This is a genomic window from Pseudovibrio sp. FO-BEG1 (assembly GCF_000236645.1).
GTDB lineage: Bacteria > Pseudomonadota > Alphaproteobacteria > Rhizobiales > Stappiaceae > Pseudovibrio.
In genome coordinates, this window is sequence record NC_016642.1 from 5322093 (window position 1) to 5337216 (window position 15124).

The following is a 15124-nucleotide window of genomic DNA, read 5'->3' on the forward strand; positions in this document are numbered from 1 at the left end:
CTAAACTTCTTCTTCCTCAGGATCGCCGGAAGTCTCCGAGACGTCCTTCAGCACAATCACAAAACACGCACCGCCAAGCTCAGACTGCTCATAGTGCAGCTGCCCTTCAAGGTCCTCGATTATCTTATAGGCGATGGAAAGACCAAGCCCCAATCCTTCACCAACATCCTTTGTAGTGAAGAACGGATCAAAGATGCTGGCAACAACATCTTCAGGCACACCCGGACCGTTGTCCTCAAACCGAATAACCACCTGTTGCTCCTGGTGAGAAACAGTGATCCGAATGCGCGGCTCCAGCTGCTCTTTCATCGCATCCAGCGCATTGCTCATCAGGTTCATCAACACCTGCGCAAGGCGCACCTGCCCGGCCAAAACCTCAATGGACTTGTCGTCCTGCACCACCTCAGTGTGCACACCCATTTGCTTACAGCGCGGCCCCGTCAGCATCAGCACTTCACCAACAACGGCAGAAACCTTCACCGGCACCAGATCACGCCCTGCTTTTCGGGTGAACCCTTTCAGTATCTGGCTGATCGCCGCCATCCGTTCCACCATGGCAACAATCTTGCCAAGGCTCTTCAGCGCCCGATCAGACTTACCCGTCTCAATCAGCACCTGCGCATTTTCTGAGTGGGTACGGATCGCGCCCAACGGCTGGTTAAACTCATGGGATATCGCAGCAGACATCTCGCCCAGCGTCGCCAGCTTGGCGGACTGCACCAGCCCCGCCTGCGCCTGCTGAAGCTCTTTCTCCGCTGCCTCGCGCTCTTTCACTTCCTGAGCCAGCAACGCGTTCATGTTGGAAAGCTCTCGTGTGCGCTCATGCACCCGCTCTTCCAGCCGCGCCGCATAAACCTTGTCCTGCCGGATCCGCTCCAGCAATCTCCGCCGCCGCTCACCCGCCATCCAGAACAAACCACCGCTGACAACACACAGCAGCAACGCCACCAGTGCCGCCCAGATGGACTGCTGCCGAACCTGAGAGGTATCTGCAAACAGCACCACCTTCCAGTTCAACACCGGAAGCTCCTGCTCAATCATCTGGAAGTTGGTTTTGTTGAAGGGAGGGCTCAGACGCACCAGCTCAAAGTCCAGATCATACCAGCGCTGGTCGATCACGCCATTCTGCGTCCCCGAAACTCGTCCGCGCCGTGTCGTCCGCTGCGCAAACAGTCGCTCTCCGCGCCAGCTGGATTGGTTGGTTGCTACTACAATGCCGTTCTGGTCCACCGCAACAAGGCGATCCTTGGAGAGCGCCCAATTCTGCTCCACCTCCTCAAGGCTCACACGTACAGCAATAAAGCCGTAATCCTGCTCACCTTGCCGAACCGGCGCGATAAACACGTAGCTGGCAGGCCCGCCATTGCGGGAGAGCACCAGCTGACGCCCAAGCCGTCCCTGCCGCGCCGCTTTCAAAGCGTCAGCGTAAGAGGACATGCCCCGCTCAGCCATACTGGCGTTGTCGATCAGGTTGGACGCAACAATCTCGCCATCCGGTTTCTGAAACCAGACTTCCTGCGCACCGGACATGCCCGCGATTACCTTGGCAACGTTCTGCCCGCGCTCATGTTCATCTTCAGCAAGGATCTGCACAATATCCGAGCGCCGCGCCAACAACGGAGGCAACAGACGATACTTGTCGAGATACTTCTCAAGCCCCGCCGCCTGCACAGACAAAGTCGCCTGACTGCGCGTTTGCAGGTCTGCCATATAAAACTGGCCGCTGAGCTGCATCACGACCCAGGCCACAACAAGCGCAAACACAGCAAACGTCACCAGTGCAACACTGGAGACCCGTTGCCATCGCTCAGATCTGCTTGTCCTGTTCACGTCACTTGTCCGATTTAGAATATGGTGCCGATGCCTCCCGAGACATCACCAAATGCGCTCAATCACGTACGGTGTAACGCGTGTTCGTTCACTGGTCTAGCGCAACACTTTTGATCAAAGCAAATACCTGTTGTCCGGCAGCGAGCTTTAGTTCATGCACGGAGTGACGCGTCAGCCGCGCCCGCAAATGCTGTTCCCCAACCCGGCAATCCACTTCAGCATAAGGGCCAGAGGTCTCCGTAATCCCTTCAATCACGACGGAAAGTACATTACGAACAGAGGCCTCTTCCGGCGCTTTACGTGCCAGAGCCACATCCTTCGCCTTGATGCGAATGCGGGCATCCTGCCCTACTGTGCCCAGTTGCCCCGGCAACTGCAGCATCTGTCCTTCCAGACCAAACTCAGTGATCTGCCACTGCTCATCATAGGCGTTCAGCGTAGCAAACAACAGTGAGCCAGCATCCGGCCCGCTTGCCAATTGAGGCAGCTCCAGATTACTCAACATCTGCGCAATCGGCCCATGCGCCACCACGGACCCGGCATCCAGCAACACCAGCGTATCCGCTAGCTGCTCAATCTCACCAAGACTGTGGCTCACATAGAGCATGGGAATGCCGAACTCGTTCTTCAGTTTCAGAAGATACGGCAGGATCTCCGCTTTACGTGAGGCATCCAGTGACGCCAACGGCTCATCCAGCACAAGCAGTTGCGGATTGGAAAGCAACGCCCGCCCAATCGCCACGCGTTGCTTCTCACCGCCCGAAAGCCCATGAGGCCGTCGTTTCAGCAAGTGGGAGATCCCCAGCAACTCCGCAATCTCAGCAAGACCAACAGCAGATTTCCGCCCTGCAGCCCACTGGCTGTAAAGCAGGTTCCGCTCCACGTTCATATGCGGAAACAGGCGGGAATCCTGAAACACCATGCCCACCCCGCGCTGCTGAATAGGCACGTTGATGGATGCAGCCCGGTCAAAAACAACCTGCTCGCCCAGCGCAATACGGCCATTATCCGGAGCGGACAGCCCGGCAATCATGCGGATCAACGAGGACTTACCAGCACCCGACTTACCAAAGATCGCCGTGATCCCGCTGTTCACCTCAAACTTGGCAGAAAGCGAGAAGTCACCCAACCGGCTGGAGATATCGACGTCAATCATGCTGCCCTCCCAACTTGCGGGAGAGGCGTCGCGAAATCACCTCAGAGAACACCAGTGCGCAGATGGAAACCACAATCGCAATCACCGTCAGGCGGATTGCGCCCGCATCACCGGAAAGGCTCTGCATCTCCGTATAAAGCGCAAGCGACAGTGTGCGGGTCTCACCGGGAATGTTGGAAACAAACGTAATCGTCGCCCCAAACTCACCCATCGCCTTGGCAAATCCAAGGATCGCACCACTCAGGATACCCGGCAGCGCCAATGGCAGCGTAATCAGCAAAAAGGTTTTGAGGCGAGACGTTCCCAGCGAATGCGCCGCTTCTTCCAACTGCCCATCAGACAACTCAAAGGATAGCTTTACAGGCCGAATGATCAGCGGAAACGCCATGATCCCCGCCGCCAGTGCAGCACCTGTCCAGCGGAAGGCAAACACAATGCCAAACACATCTGCAAAAAAGCTGCCCAACATGCCCTGACGCCCAAACAACACCAGCAGCACATAACCTGTCACCACAGGCGGCAACACAATCGGCAAATGCACGAGGGCATTCACTAGCGTGTATCCGGGAAACTTCCAGCGGGCGAGAGCATAGCCGAGCAGAACTGCAGGCGGCAGCGCAATCGCAATTGCAAGGCTCGCAACCTGCAGCGACAGCTGTATCGCTGCCCATTCTGCATCCGTCAGATAAAAGCTCAATCGCCGCTCACTTTGAAACCATGAGCCTGAAAGATCTTGCGCCCCTCAGCACTCTTCAAAAACTCCATAAAACCTTCGCTAGCCTTGGAATGGCCAGAGGTCAAGGCTCCCGGAATAACAATAGCACGATGACTGTCCTGCGGTATTTCTGCAAGCACCCGCACACCGTGTTCCACTTTCGCGTCAGAAGAATAAACCAGCGCCAGAGGCACTTCACCCCGTGCAGCAGCTGCCAGAGCAACGCGTACATTCTCCATAGGAGCCACGCGCTGCGCCACGCTTTGCCACAAACCAAGGTTGGTCAGCGCCTCTTTGCCATAACGTCCGGCAGGCACCGTCTCAGGCTCTCCCATGGCAAGACGTCCATCCACCAGCACAGCCTGCAAAGCCTCAGCAGTCAGCTCAACATCCTCAGCGCCCAGCGCCTCAGAGCCAACCAGCACAAGCCCGTTGGATGCCAGCTCCACCACACTGTCATCCACCAGCACACCATTCTTCACGGCATACGCCATCCACGCATCATCAGCTGTCACCAGTACATCAGCAGGCGCACCGGCGACTACATGGCGGGTAATGGTCTGCGAACCACCAAAGGAGAATTCTGTCTTAGTGTTGTGAGACTGATCAAACTGAGCGCCAGCATCCTCCAGCACATCTTTCAGGCTGGAAGCCGCGAACACCAGAATACGCTCCGGCTCCTGCGCAAACGAGCCAGCCCCACCGCCAACAATCAGCGCAAGGCTTACAACAGCCGTAGAAAGAAAACGCCAGAAACCAGTCACAACCAGATAACTCCATTTCGCGAGTCCGGCTTGAACTATAAGGACCTAACCCACTCGAACCACTGACTCATATCAAGGCCCACACAGGTTTCGTCAAGCGTATTCGTCTCTACAGCGCCTCCCCGAACACTAGAAGGCGATATTCGCTGAAGGTTTGACTGAGGCTCTAAGCCGCAATGGCCCGGGGTGACTTCACCTTCTCGGCAAGTCCTTTCAAGTTACCTAGAATTACTTTGCCCATCCCGCTTTTCACGAGCGTTTGGCCCAGCAACCACCCCAACGGCCCGTACTTCATGCGATACTCCAGGTACCAGATGATCTGCGATTTTCCACCGGCGTAAGGCTTAATGCAGATCTCTGCTTGCGCTTCCTTCAGCGGTAAAGCGTCCATAGAAAACATACGCACTCGCATTCTATGATTGGGCTCCCATTCCATCACTTCCTCGTCGAGGAAGGTGCCATTCTCAAAGTGACAGCGACGCACTGAACCAACACCGTCAGCCCCTTCGGTCAACGCCTCAACAGACTTCACAAGAGGGGCGAACTCATCCAGATCCATGTACCGGCCAATAACATTCCAAATAGCTTCCGGACTGGCATCAATCACCATTGTTCTTTCGCAGCGTATCATCGGGTTCTCCTCAATCATCGCAAACATCTTGCGTGGTGCTGAACCATTGATACAGTGGCGCTGCTGACACCGTTATGGCAGCAGCATGACAGCAGGAGCCCGCAATGCGTCGTACAGAACGCCTTTTCCACATCATCCAGATTTTGCGGTCCAGCCGGTCTCCTGTCACAGGCCGTGCCCTCGCGGATGAGCTCGAAATCTCCCTGCGCACATTGTATCGCGACATGGCAGAACTCATGGCCCAGCGCGTACCCATCACCGGAGAAGCCGGAACAGGCTACGTGCTCGACGATGCCTACGACATGCCGCCATTGATGCTGACGGCAGATGAACTGGAAGCCGCTGCACTAGGCGCAGCTTGGGTGGCAACACAAGCAGATCCATCTCTTGCCCGCTCTGCCAGAGATCTGGTCGCCAAACTCTCTGCTGCCATACCGTCAGAGCTACGCCCGATCATACTCGATGCTGGCGTCAAACCCATCGCAACCAAACCACCCACCAACGATCAGTTCGACGGCGTCATACTAAGACGCGCCATTAGAAGCAGAACCAAACTGCAGCTCATCTACAAAGACCAGAGCGAGCAACTCACCACCCGCATCATCTGGCCCCTGTTCATCGCCTATCTGGATAAGGTCCGTTACATCGTCGCGTGGTGCGAGAGCAGAGACGATTATCGGCACTTCCGCACCGACCGGGTTCACTCCATGGAAGTTCAGCCCGATAAATACCCCGCCCGCCGCGCCTCTCTCATCAAGGGCTGGGAAGAAACCGTAGCCTCCAGGCGACAAGTCTCGAAATAACAGGAACTTACCAAGCCATCTCCTCAGGTGCCCTTTAGGCCCCGCAAGCAAGCGCTGACAGCTAAACTTGACACCGCTCACCATAACTGTTTAGAAGTATCTAAACAGTATAGAATCTACTAAACCATGATCGACCTGAACACCACATTCGCCGCCCTTGCCAATCCGGTTCGCCGACAGATGCTGGATGACCTGCTCCACGGCAGCAAAACCGTGAAAGAGTTGAGCCACCACCACGACATGACACCGGGCGCAATCTCGCAGCACCTCAAGGTTCTTGAGGAAGCCCAGCTCATCAAACGCACCGTAAAAGGTCGGGAGCACCACTGCGAGCTGGCCACAGCAGGCCTCGACCCCATGCTGGAATGGACAGAGCGACACAAAGCCTTCTGGCAACAGAAACTGACCTCCTTCGGCACTTATCTCGAAAAACAGGGAGATGGCGATGGCTAGCACAGCGAACCCCGACTACAGCGTCAACGAGAGCATGTGGTTTGACACGGATCTGGAAACCGCCTTCACAGGCTGGACAGATCCACAAGCCATTGCCAGCTGGTTCGGCCCACCCGGCTACACAGCGGAAGTTCTGGAGCTGGACCTCACCCCCGGTGGCCACTGGCGATTTCGTATGGTGCCGGAGACAGGGGCCCACTCACACCATTCAGGCCGATACGTCGAAATCTCCCGCCCCAACACCCTGATCTTCACGTGGGAGAGTGAGGAAGACAAGCACCTCACACAAGGACGCGACACACTGGTGACCATCACATTCACCGAGGAAGCCGGCGGCGTCCGCATCACCATCCTTCACGAACACCTGCCAACACAGGAAGCAGCACAGACCCTCACCTACGGCTGGGGCCGCGGCATCATCTGTTTTGGCCACTGGCTAAGGAGATTGGAAGAATGACAGAGCAACTCACCGGCGGATGCGCCTGCGGTGCAGTCCGTTATGAAGCAGATGGCGAAATCGAATTTTCCTTCAACTGTCACTGCCGAAAGTGCCAGCAGGCGACCGGCACTGGCCATTCATCAGCCTTTGCAGTGGCAACCAGTCAAGTTCAGTTTCACGGAGAAATCCGCGAGTACAAAGCCTCAAGCGACAACGGTGCAGCAACCTATTCCGGCTTCTGCCCCACCTGCGGTTCCCCACTCACCAGCCGCACAGAACGCTTCCCGGACCGCATCTACATCCACGCCGCCACACTGGACGATCCAAGCCACTTCTCTCCCGCTTTCACCGTTTTCGAAGAAGCCGCTCAGCCATGGGATCCACCAATGAAAGAGTTGGAGGCAGCACCAAGATAAAGCGCCTCTACAACTCCGGATCAAGCAATGACCGATGCACCTGCATTCCGGCCCAGGCACCGTCCCCCACGGCAAAGGAAACGGAATGCGGAACGCGGGCCACGTCCCCACAGGCAAACACACCGCGAACGGTTGTCTCCTTGAACTCAGAGGTCACGATCTGCTGTCCCATGGGGTGATCCTCCAACGCACACCCGGCAGCCTGAGCCAGCCCACTAGATGGATAGGTGTTGGAGACAACAAAAATTGCAGAAAACGACAATATACGCCCATCTTCAAGCACCACATCCGCAGCGCCCTCAATACGGCTAATCTGAATATCTTCAAAGGTAACGCCACTGCGCAGCAGATGTTCGCACTGCTCATCCTCCAGGGGAACTGTGCCATTGGTGAAGAAGGTCGTCGGTCCCCACTCCGGCATAATCTCCGCCTGATGTAAGGAAACGGGATTGAAAGCAATCACAGCAATCGGTTCTTTGTTTAGCTCATAGCCATGACAATACGGGCAATGCAAAACAGACGTGCCCCAACGCTCTGCCAATCCCGGAATATCCGGCAGCTCATCCCGCACACCCGTAGCCAGCAAAATCCGGTGCGCTGTGAAATCTGTGCCCTTATCAGTACTGACCCGAAACGCTCCAATCTCACCTAAGATCTCCTGCACCTGTCCCTCGTACCAGGTCAGATCAGGATAGGCATCCAGCTGCTGTCGTGCCTGCGCCCAGATATCATCGGGCTTCGCCCCATCCTGCCCAAGAAAGCCATAGGCATGCTCAGAAAAGCGGTTCCGCCGTTCACCCGCATCAATCACCAGAACAGACCTGCGCGCCCGCAACAGCTGCAAAGCCGCCGCCATCCCGGCATAACTCCCCCCAACCACAATCACATCATGCATCTTCAGGGCCCTCTGCTGCTGGCATCCAGTTCCTTGGCCAACAGTACTTCACCCTCACCAAAGCATCCTTAAACACAACAGGACATCATCACCGCCAAATAAAAAAGGGAGCCAATCGAAGGCTCCCTCATTCCAAACAGTTCATGGCTTCTTTGTAATCTGCTGCAGAAGCGTAGCAATCTCTTCAACGTGCCAAAGCCCGTTGATCTTGCCGTTCTCATCAAACTCCCAAAGCTCCATTCCCGCAGCATCAAACTCATTGCCGGAAGCCGGAACACCAAAGAGAGGGCCGTCATGTGTGCCCACATAGCGCCAACGCACAAGCGCTTTGCTGTCACCAACAGGCTCAATAAACGTGATCTCGTGACGCCCATCAGACGAGCCATCTTGCAGAGACTTATAAAAGTCCGCCACAATATCCCCGCTGCTTTCATTTGTCTGGCCCGGACGCGGATCATGGTTTGTATGCGTCTCGGAGAAGAACGAGACAAAAGTCTCCCGGTCGAACGGGCGCGCATCCGCCACTTCATAAAATGCGGCCATCGCATCAACGGGCGCCAGCTTCTCGGCAATAGCACCAGTCACACTCAACACAGACAGCACCAGCCCGATGCCCAGCGATTTCAACTTCAACATAAAAAGTCCTTCAGCTTCGGGAAGCACGAGCCCCGCACTTCCTGTTAAACGGAAGTGCTCTTTCTTTACCAACTTTACAAGATTCGCAAGTTTGTAAAGCTTGACAAGTTCGTGATCAGCACTATGACTTTCCGCATTCAGGGAGACTGCTGTGCAAACCAATCCTCAAAAACCTCGCGATACCCGGGCGCGTATTCTGAGCTCGGCCGTTGAGGTGTTCATGCAGTTTGGCTTCAGAAAATCGTCACTTAATGACGTCGCCCAAGCCGCAAATGTCTCCCGGCAGGCGCTTTATCTTCACTTCAAAGACAAGACAGACCTCTTCCGCGAAGCCAGTGCATTCACGTTTGAAGAAAACCTAAAGCTGGTGCAGCAAGCCGCCCATTCTGGCAAACCTCTGCAAGACATAATCACGGAAATGTTCGGCATCTGGCACGGCCAGTACGTTGGCAAGATCGACCATGTCGCCTCAGACTTTGTAGCAGCCGCGATTGAAACAACTGGCGACATCATGCAGTCCGCAGAAGCCAGCTTCCTGTCTGAAGTCGCAGCAGCAATTGAGCAGGCAAACCTGCCTCATCTGCAGCAAACAGCAGAAGGCACACCGCTCAAGATCGCGCGGCTTCTCAACACCTACTCAAAAGGCCTGAAGCAGGAAATCACAACGGAAAAACAGTACCGCGCGGGCATGACAGAAGCCGCGGAAACAATGCTTGGGCTGAGCAAATAGCCCTCACACCTCATCCAACAATTCGCCAGAACTCAATCGTTTCCGATGCTCCGTAGGGGACAGATGCCTCCAGATTTCAGCGGGAGGTCTTTCCGGTAAATTGATGTCACCAACGTGGTGAGCCCCAAGCCGTTTGGCGAGGGACCGTGAGCCTTCGTTTTCCCGCACAATAACGCTGATTGCCGTTTCCCAGCCCAGCTCATCATAAACGTACCCCAAAGCCGCCTGCACAGCCTCAAAGGCATAGCCTTTTCCCTGAGCCTCCGGGATCAACGCATACCCGATTTCCGGCTCAGGCCACTCAAGCGGATACCACGGCCCAGCATAACCGATGGTTTTGCCATCCTCTTTCCGCTCCACAGCAAACACCGTAAACCCGCGCATATGCCAGTGCCCGATGATGGTCGCCATCTGTCTCCAGACCATATGTTCTGAGCGGGCACCACCAACATATCGGGCAGTCTCCTCATCGCAGAAAATAGTCTTGAGACACTCGAAGTCCTGCTCCTGCCAGGAACGCAGAACCAGCCGCTCAGTCTCTAGTCTGGGAACCGGAAGTTCAGTAAACGACACAGCAAAGCCCCTTAAGCTGCCACCACAGAGTTCTTGCGATCCTCACGGATCATGTCTGATGCCTTTTCCGCAATCATGATCGTCGGAGAGTTGGTGTTGCCGGAAACGATGCGTGGCATCACGGAGGCATCGACAACGCGCAATCCCTCAATGCCTTTCACCTTCAGCCGCTCATCAACCACCGTGCCCATGGAACAGGTGCCGACTGGGTGGAAGATCGTGGTGCCAATATCTCCCGCAGCGATGGCAAGGTCTTCATCACTCACCAGATGCGCACCCGGCAGATACTCCTCCGGTGAAAACTCAGCCATCGCCTTGGTTTGCATAATCGACCGCGTCAGACGCAAACTATCTGCCGCCACGCGTCGGTCACTCTCCTCAGAAAGGTAGTTCGGCTGGATCTTCGGATGCGCCATCGCATTGCCAGAACCGATATGAACACTGCCGCGAGACTCTGGCCGCAAGTTGCAGACACTTGCCGTAATCGCAGGGAACTCATGCAGAGGATCGCCAAACTTATCCAGCGACAGCGGCTGTATGTGATACTCAATATTCGGCGTCTCAAAAGAGCTGTCAGAGCGTGTGAACACCCCAAGCTGGCTCGGGGCCATAGACATCGGCCCAGACCGGCTCAGCGCATACTCTGCTGCAATCTTTGCCTTACCAATCAACGAGTTCGCTCGCTGGTTTAGCGTCACTGTATTCTGAACTTTATAGATACTGCGGATCTGCAAATGGTCTTGCAAATTCTCACCCACCTGCGGCTGATCCAGCACCATGTCGATCCCATGTCCAGTCAACCGCTCAGCGGCTCCAATGCCAGACAGTTCAAGGATCTGCGGCGATCCGATCGCCCCCGCGCTTAAAATAATCTCACCGGTGCAGGCGGCAGAAACCATCTCACCTTTGACCATCATGCAAACGCCCGTCGCGCGGCGTCCGCCAAACTCCAGAGCCGTCACCTGCGCATCTGTCAGAACCTTCAGATTGCTGCGCCCTGCCGCTGGTTTCAGAAACCCCTTGGAGGTGTTCCACCGCACGCCTTTGCGCTGGTTCACCTGAAAGTAAGAGGAACCGAAGTTGTCACCGCCATTGAAGTCATCGATCTTCGGAATGCCCACTTCCTCGCAGGCATCACGGAACCTATCAAGGATCGGCCAGGACAGACGTTGCTCCTCAACGCGCCATTCGCCGCCTTCCCCATGCACCTCAGAAGAGCCTGCATAGTGATCTTCTGATTTCAGGAAGTATGGCAGCACATCATCCCAACCCCAACCGGTTAGCCCCAGCTGGCGCCAGTTGTCATAATCCTGCGCCTGCCCGCGCAAGTAAAGCATACCATTGATGGAGGAGCACCCGCCCAGCAGCTTGCCACGCGGGTAGTTCAGCTTACGCCCGTTCAGCCCCGGCTCCGCCTCAGTCTGGAAGCCCCAGTCCATGCGCGGATTGCCCATGCAGTACAGATAGCCAACGGGAATATGCACCCACGGATGTTTGTCATTGCCGCCCGCTTCCAGCAGCAGCACTTTCACATCCGGGTCTTGAGAAAGCCGGTTCGCGACAACACAGCCAGCCGAACCGGCTCCAACCACGATGTAATCCCAGGTTCCCAATGCGCGCATATCGGCCCTCCCAAGCCCCAAGTCTCTTTGCGACCTAAGATAGAAACTGAACGGGCCAATTGCACTAGTAAGATATGTTTAGATCACCCGCGATGCGCCACCGCCGCAAAGCACCCACGCCGTGCATAATGCATTTGAATATAAGAGACATCCGGGTTCTCAAAGAAGCTTTCCAACATCGGTTTGATATCATCACCCTGCGCGATATCCGCCTCAACCATCATGTGGTTTGCATCAAACCCACGCAGCGACAACAGGCGAGAAGAAAGCGACACCGGAACCTCGTTTTCATAAGGCGTAGCATCAGAAGCATTCTCACGCACAAAAATCGCATGAGAGGCTTTGTAAGGCGTGTCATTTGGCTGGTAGGCGTAGTTCAGCAGAAACACCCGCTCCCCAACCTCGGCATCATCCAGCGTGATGCGGCACGGAAAACCTGGCTTTTCATCAGCCACATAAACAACCACATTGCGCTTCGCCAATTGCTCTTCGCTCAGGCCATTCAGTGCTTCAAACTCGTTGGATTTCAATCCGGAAATAATAAAAGCCATAGGTCACTCCTTAAGTTGGGAGCAACCTATGGCCTTCCGCAAACCGTAACCACCCGATTTGCGAGCAATACATTTTTAAGCGCGGTTATGCCTGCGCTTGAGCCGCGGCAATCGCCTTGTCCAGCTCCGTAACCAAACCGCTATCCAGCTGTAATCGCGCAGCCAGCATCATCAGATACGCCTGCTCTGCCGGAAGGTCCGGATCAATCGCAAGACGGGATGCGGTGTAAATCTCTGCTGCGGTTTCCGGGCAGGTCGCAAACGCCACCACACGGTCGATATCCAGTGGTGCGCGCATCTCATCCAGAACGAACGCTTTTTCCTCTGCACCCAGACCAAGCTCATCCAGCTTTTCAAAGATGCGCTGCATCTCTTCGCCATCTACATTGCCATCCGCCTTGGCCGCCTGGATCATCGCAACGATCAGCGCCATAGCAAACTCTTTGGCATCACCATTCCCTGCATCCGGGTCAAACGCAGTGCCAGTCGGGTCCGGCAGGGCAAGAGGCTCTGGCACAGGCACCACAGTTGCGGGAGCCGCCTGTGTCTGCGTCTGGGCAGAACCATGGGAAGCTGCAGCACCACCGCCACCGCCGCCATTGTTCTTGCCGTCCTGCCATGTCTGGAAAGCTTTGTAGGCAAGGCCGCCAACCAGCGCCATGCCACCGTACTTCACGGCCTTTTTGCCAAGTTTCTTGCCCTTCTTGCTGCCAAGAAGGTAACCAGCCAAGCCTCCGGCTACAGCACCACCTGCAAGTCCGCCAGCGTTGTTTTTGATGTACGACTGCCCTTTCTCCATGGCACCACGGGCCTGATTACCCCCGTTGGAACCTAAGAACTGATCAAGAAGTGCCTTGCTGTCGAACATCTGTAATCCTATCTCGTTGATCTTGGGCGCTACACGCCAAACCTCTTAGGACATGGGAAGCCATCAAATTCACTTCAAGATGCTCTCTCCCGCAAAAGTGCAACCTGACAAAATTGTAATGTTTGAGAGCACACCTACTGCCCGAGCGGCAGATGGTTATCGTCCCGCAGCGTATCCATCGCGATGGAGCTGCGCACATTCTGCACCGCCTCATGGGGCAGCAGATCATTGTTGATCACCTCGCTCAAGGCCTTCAGATCTTTCACCCGGATCTTGAGCATGTAATCCATGTCCCCCGTCATGGCATAGGCTTCCTGCACGCTGGGAATGGTGCGCACCAGATCACGAAACAGCCGGGCGTTCTCCTTGTTGTGCGTAGCCAGCGCCACCCCCACAAACGCCATCACATCCAGCCCCAGATACTCCGGCGAAAGATCAGCCTTATAGCGACGGATCACCCGCTCCTGCTCCAGCCGTGTCCGCCGCCGTGAAACCTGCGAGGCTGAAAGGTGAATCACCTCCCCCAATTCCTGATTGGTCTGGCTGGCGTCTTCTTGCAGCGCTGCAAGTAACTTAAGGTCAAACTGGTCAAGCTCAATCATCTTTCGCACCAAATCAAAATATGACGCACAATTTGTGCATATACTGCGTGATTTTACGTAAGAATGCAAACCTGTCGCGCCACAGATATTTCAGAATAGTTCCAAGTTGCAGTGTATCGCCGAAAAGTGGGAACCGGTTTTCGGACAAAGATACGCAGAACAGATGCGAATGCAGTTTTCATCATCTCAAATGATGACAAACAGCATTCATCGCCTTGTTTGAGGAGGAACAAATGGGCCCATTTCCGCACGATGCAGGACCAGCTGAGATCACAGCAGAAAACCCGGCTGGTACCGACGGTTTCGAATTCGTTGAGTTTGCGCATCCGGAGCCGGAAAAGCTGGACGTTCTCTTCCGCCGCATGGGCTTTGAGCCTGTCGCCAAGCACAAGAGCAAGGAAATCACCGTCTATCGTCAAGGCGATGTGAACTACATCCTCAATGCTGAGCCAAACAGCTTCGCCTCCCGCTTCATCGACGAACACGGCCCTTGCGCCCCGTCCATGGCTTGGCGCGTTGTAGACGCACAAACGGCGTTTGAGCATGCCGTCAATCGCGGCGCAGAGCCTTACACCGGCTCCGACAAAACCCTCGATGCACCTGCCATCATGGGCATCGGCGGCTCCCTGCTCTACTTCATCGACAAATACGGCGACAAAGGCTCTGCCTACTCAGAAGAGTTCGACTGGCTCGGCGAAATAAACGCCAAACCAACCGGCAAGACCTTCTATTACCTCGACCACCTGACCCATAACGTCTATCGCGGCAACATGGACAAGTGGTGGGCGTTCTACCGTGAGCTCTTCAACTTCAAACAGATCCACTTCTTCGACATTGATGGCCGCATCACCGGCCTCGTCAGCCGCGCGATCACATCCCCATGTGGCAAAATCCGCATCCCGCTGAACGAGTCCAAGGACGACACCAGCCAGATCGAAGAATACCTGAAGAAGTACAAAGGCGAAGGCATCCAGCACATCGCCGTTGGCACCGATGACATCTACGAAGCCACCGACATGCTGGCAGAAGATGGCCTCAAGTTCATGCCAGGTCCACCACAGACCTACTACGACCGCAGCGCCGAGCGCGTCCACGGCCACACCGAACCACTCGACCGCATGGCCAAACACGGCATCCTTATTGATGGTGAAGGCGTTGTGGGCGGCGGCATGACAAAGATCCTGCTCCAGATCTTCTCCAAAACCGTCATCGGCCCAATCTTCTTTGAGTTCATCCAGCGCAAAGGCGACGAAGGCTTCGGCGAAGGCAACTTCCGCGCCCTTTTTGAGAGCATCGAAGAAGACCAGATCCAACGCGGCGTCCTAAAACAATCCGCCGCCGAATAACCAGCAGGACCCACTGCTGAAAAAAGACCGGAAGCGACGGGGGCGCTTTCGGTCTTTTTTGTGTTTTGGGGAGAGCAAGGACTCAAAGCCCCTA

The 15124-nt window shown here is 55.5% G+C and carries 18 protein-coding genes; 6 read left to right on the plus strand and 12 right to left on the minus strand.

All coding sequences use genetic code 11. The features are described 5' to 3' along the window. The 5 genes from PSE_RS23970 to PSE_RS23990 form a co-directional block, all read right to left on the minus strand. A complete protein-coding gene (locus PSE_RS23970) occupies positions 1 to 1830 on the minus strand; it encodes an ATP-binding protein (RefSeq protein ID WP_014287142.1) in 1830 nt (609 codons plus the stop codon). A gap of 88 nt (positions 1831 to 1918) precedes the next feature. Beyond that, the gene (gene modC / locus PSE_RS23975; protein ID WP_014287143.1) at positions 1919 to 2986 is read right to left on the minus strand and encodes a molybdenum ABC transporter ATP-binding protein; all 1068 of its coding nucleotides are present in this window, start codon (positions 2984 to 2986) and stop codon (positions 1919 to 1921) included. Further along, a complete protein-coding gene (modB, locus tag PSE_RS23980; protein ID WP_008551620.1) occupies positions 2979 to 3683 on the minus strand; it encodes a molybdate ABC transporter permease subunit in 705 nt (234 codons plus the stop codon). The genes modC and modB overlap by 8 nt, the downstream gene beginning before the upstream one ends. Continuing rightward, positions 3680 to 4465, minus strand: a complete 786-nt coding sequence (gene modA / locus PSE_RS23985) for a molybdate ABC transporter substrate-binding protein (protein ID WP_014287144.1) — start codon at positions 4463 to 4465, stop codon at positions 3680 to 3682. Before modA ends, modB begins: the two co-directional genes overlap by 4 nt. A 166-nt stretch (positions 4466 to 4631) precedes the next feature. After that, on the minus strand, positions 4632 to 5096 hold the full coding sequence (locus PSE_RS23990) for an SRPBCC family protein (RefSeq protein ID WP_208998041.1): 465 nt from the start codon (positions 5094 to 5096) through the stop codon (positions 4632 to 4634). Between the two features lie 104 nt (positions 5097 to 5200). Here PSE_RS23990 and PSE_RS23995 point away from each other — a divergent pair, with 104 nt between their 5' ends. From PSE_RS23995 to PSE_RS24010, 4 genes are all read left to right on the plus strand, one after another. Then, positions 5201 to 5899: a YafY family protein gene (locus tag PSE_RS23995; protein WP_014287146.1), complete on the plus strand. Its 699-nt coding sequence runs from the start codon at positions 5201 to 5203 to the stop codon at positions 5897 to 5899. A 126-nt stretch (positions 5900 to 6025) separates the two neighbouring features. Then, entirely contained in the window at positions 6026 to 6352 is a 327-nt protein-coding gene (locus tag PSE_RS24000) for a helix-turn-helix transcriptional regulator (RefSeq protein WP_014287147.1), read from the plus strand. Next, the gene (locus PSE_RS24005; RefSeq protein WP_041768798.1) at positions 6345 to 6809 is read left to right on the plus strand and encodes an SRPBCC domain-containing protein; all 465 of its coding nucleotides are present in this window, start codon (positions 6345 to 6347) and stop codon (positions 6807 to 6809) included. Before PSE_RS24000 ends, PSE_RS24005 begins: the two co-directional genes overlap by 8 nt. Beyond that, positions 6806 to 7207, plus strand: a complete 402-nt coding sequence (locus tag PSE_RS24010; protein ID WP_014287149.1) for a GFA family protein — start codon at positions 6806 to 6808, stop codon at positions 7205 to 7207. Before PSE_RS24005 ends, PSE_RS24010 begins: the two co-directional genes overlap by 4 nt. Positions 7208 to 7214: 7 nt before the next feature. Here PSE_RS24010 and PSE_RS24015 read toward each other — a convergent pair whose 3' ends face one another. Both PSE_RS24015 and PSE_RS24020 read right to left on the minus strand, forming a co-directional pair. Continuing rightward, positions 7215 to 8102 (minus strand): NAD(P)/FAD-dependent oxidoreductase, encoded by an 888-nt coding sequence (locus PSE_RS24015; RefSeq protein ID WP_014287150.1) that lies wholly within the window; start codon positions 8100 to 8102, stop codon positions 7215 to 7217. Between the two features lie 141 nt (positions 8103 to 8243). Next, positions 8244 to 8738 carry an ester cyclase gene (locus PSE_RS24020; RefSeq protein ID WP_041768799.1) on the minus strand — a complete coding sequence of 165 codons (495 nt, stop codon included), beginning with the start codon at positions 8736 to 8738 and terminating at the stop codon, positions 8244 to 8246. 151 nt (positions 8739 to 8889) lie between these two features. Between PSE_RS24020 and PSE_RS24025 the strand changes: the two genes are divergently transcribed. After that, complete coding sequence (locus PSE_RS24025; RefSeq protein ID WP_014287152.1) at positions 8890 to 9468, plus strand: TetR/AcrR family transcriptional regulator; 579 nt, start codon at positions 8890 to 8892, stop codon at positions 9466 to 9468. A gap of 3 nt (positions 9469 to 9471) precedes the next feature. Here PSE_RS24025 and PSE_RS24030 read toward each other — a convergent pair whose 3' ends face one another. The 5 genes from PSE_RS24030 to PSE_RS24050 all read right to left on the minus strand — a co-directional run bounded on the left by PSE_RS24030 (position 9472) and on the right by PSE_RS24050 (position 13684). Continuing rightward, the gene (locus tag PSE_RS24030; protein WP_014287153.1) at positions 9472 to 10041 is read right to left on the minus strand and encodes a GNAT family N-acetyltransferase; all 570 of its coding nucleotides are present in this window, start codon (positions 10039 to 10041) and stop codon (positions 9472 to 9474) included. 11 nt (positions 10042 to 10052) lie between these two features. Next, a complete protein-coding gene (locus PSE_RS24035; protein ID WP_014287154.1) occupies positions 10053 to 11663 on the minus strand; it encodes a GMC family oxidoreductase in 1611 nt (536 codons plus the stop codon). 83 nt (positions 11664 to 11746) lie between these two features. Then, positions 11747 to 12214, minus strand: a complete 468-nt coding sequence (locus PSE_RS24040) for a DUF1203 domain-containing protein (RefSeq protein WP_014287155.1) — start codon at positions 12212 to 12214, stop codon at positions 11747 to 11749. A gap of 85 nt (positions 12215 to 12299) precedes the next feature. Continuing rightward, complete coding sequence (locus PSE_RS24045) at positions 12300 to 13082, minus strand: tellurite resistance TerB family protein (RefSeq protein WP_014287156.1); 783 nt, start codon at positions 13080 to 13082, stop codon at positions 12300 to 12302. 134 nt (positions 13083 to 13216) lie between these two features. After that, positions 13217 to 13684 (minus strand): Lrp/AsnC family transcriptional regulator, encoded by a 468-nt coding sequence (locus PSE_RS24050; RefSeq protein WP_008551672.1) that lies wholly within the window; start codon positions 13682 to 13684, stop codon positions 13217 to 13219. Between the two features lie 233 nt (positions 13685 to 13917). Here PSE_RS24050 and hppD point away from each other — a divergent pair, with 233 nt between their 5' ends. Next, positions 13918 to 15030, plus strand: a complete 1113-nt coding sequence (gene hppD, locus PSE_RS24055) for a 4-hydroxyphenylpyruvate dioxygenase (protein ID WP_014287157.1) — start codon at positions 13918 to 13920, stop codon at positions 15028 to 15030. Positions 15031 to 15124: the final 94 nt, after the last annotated feature.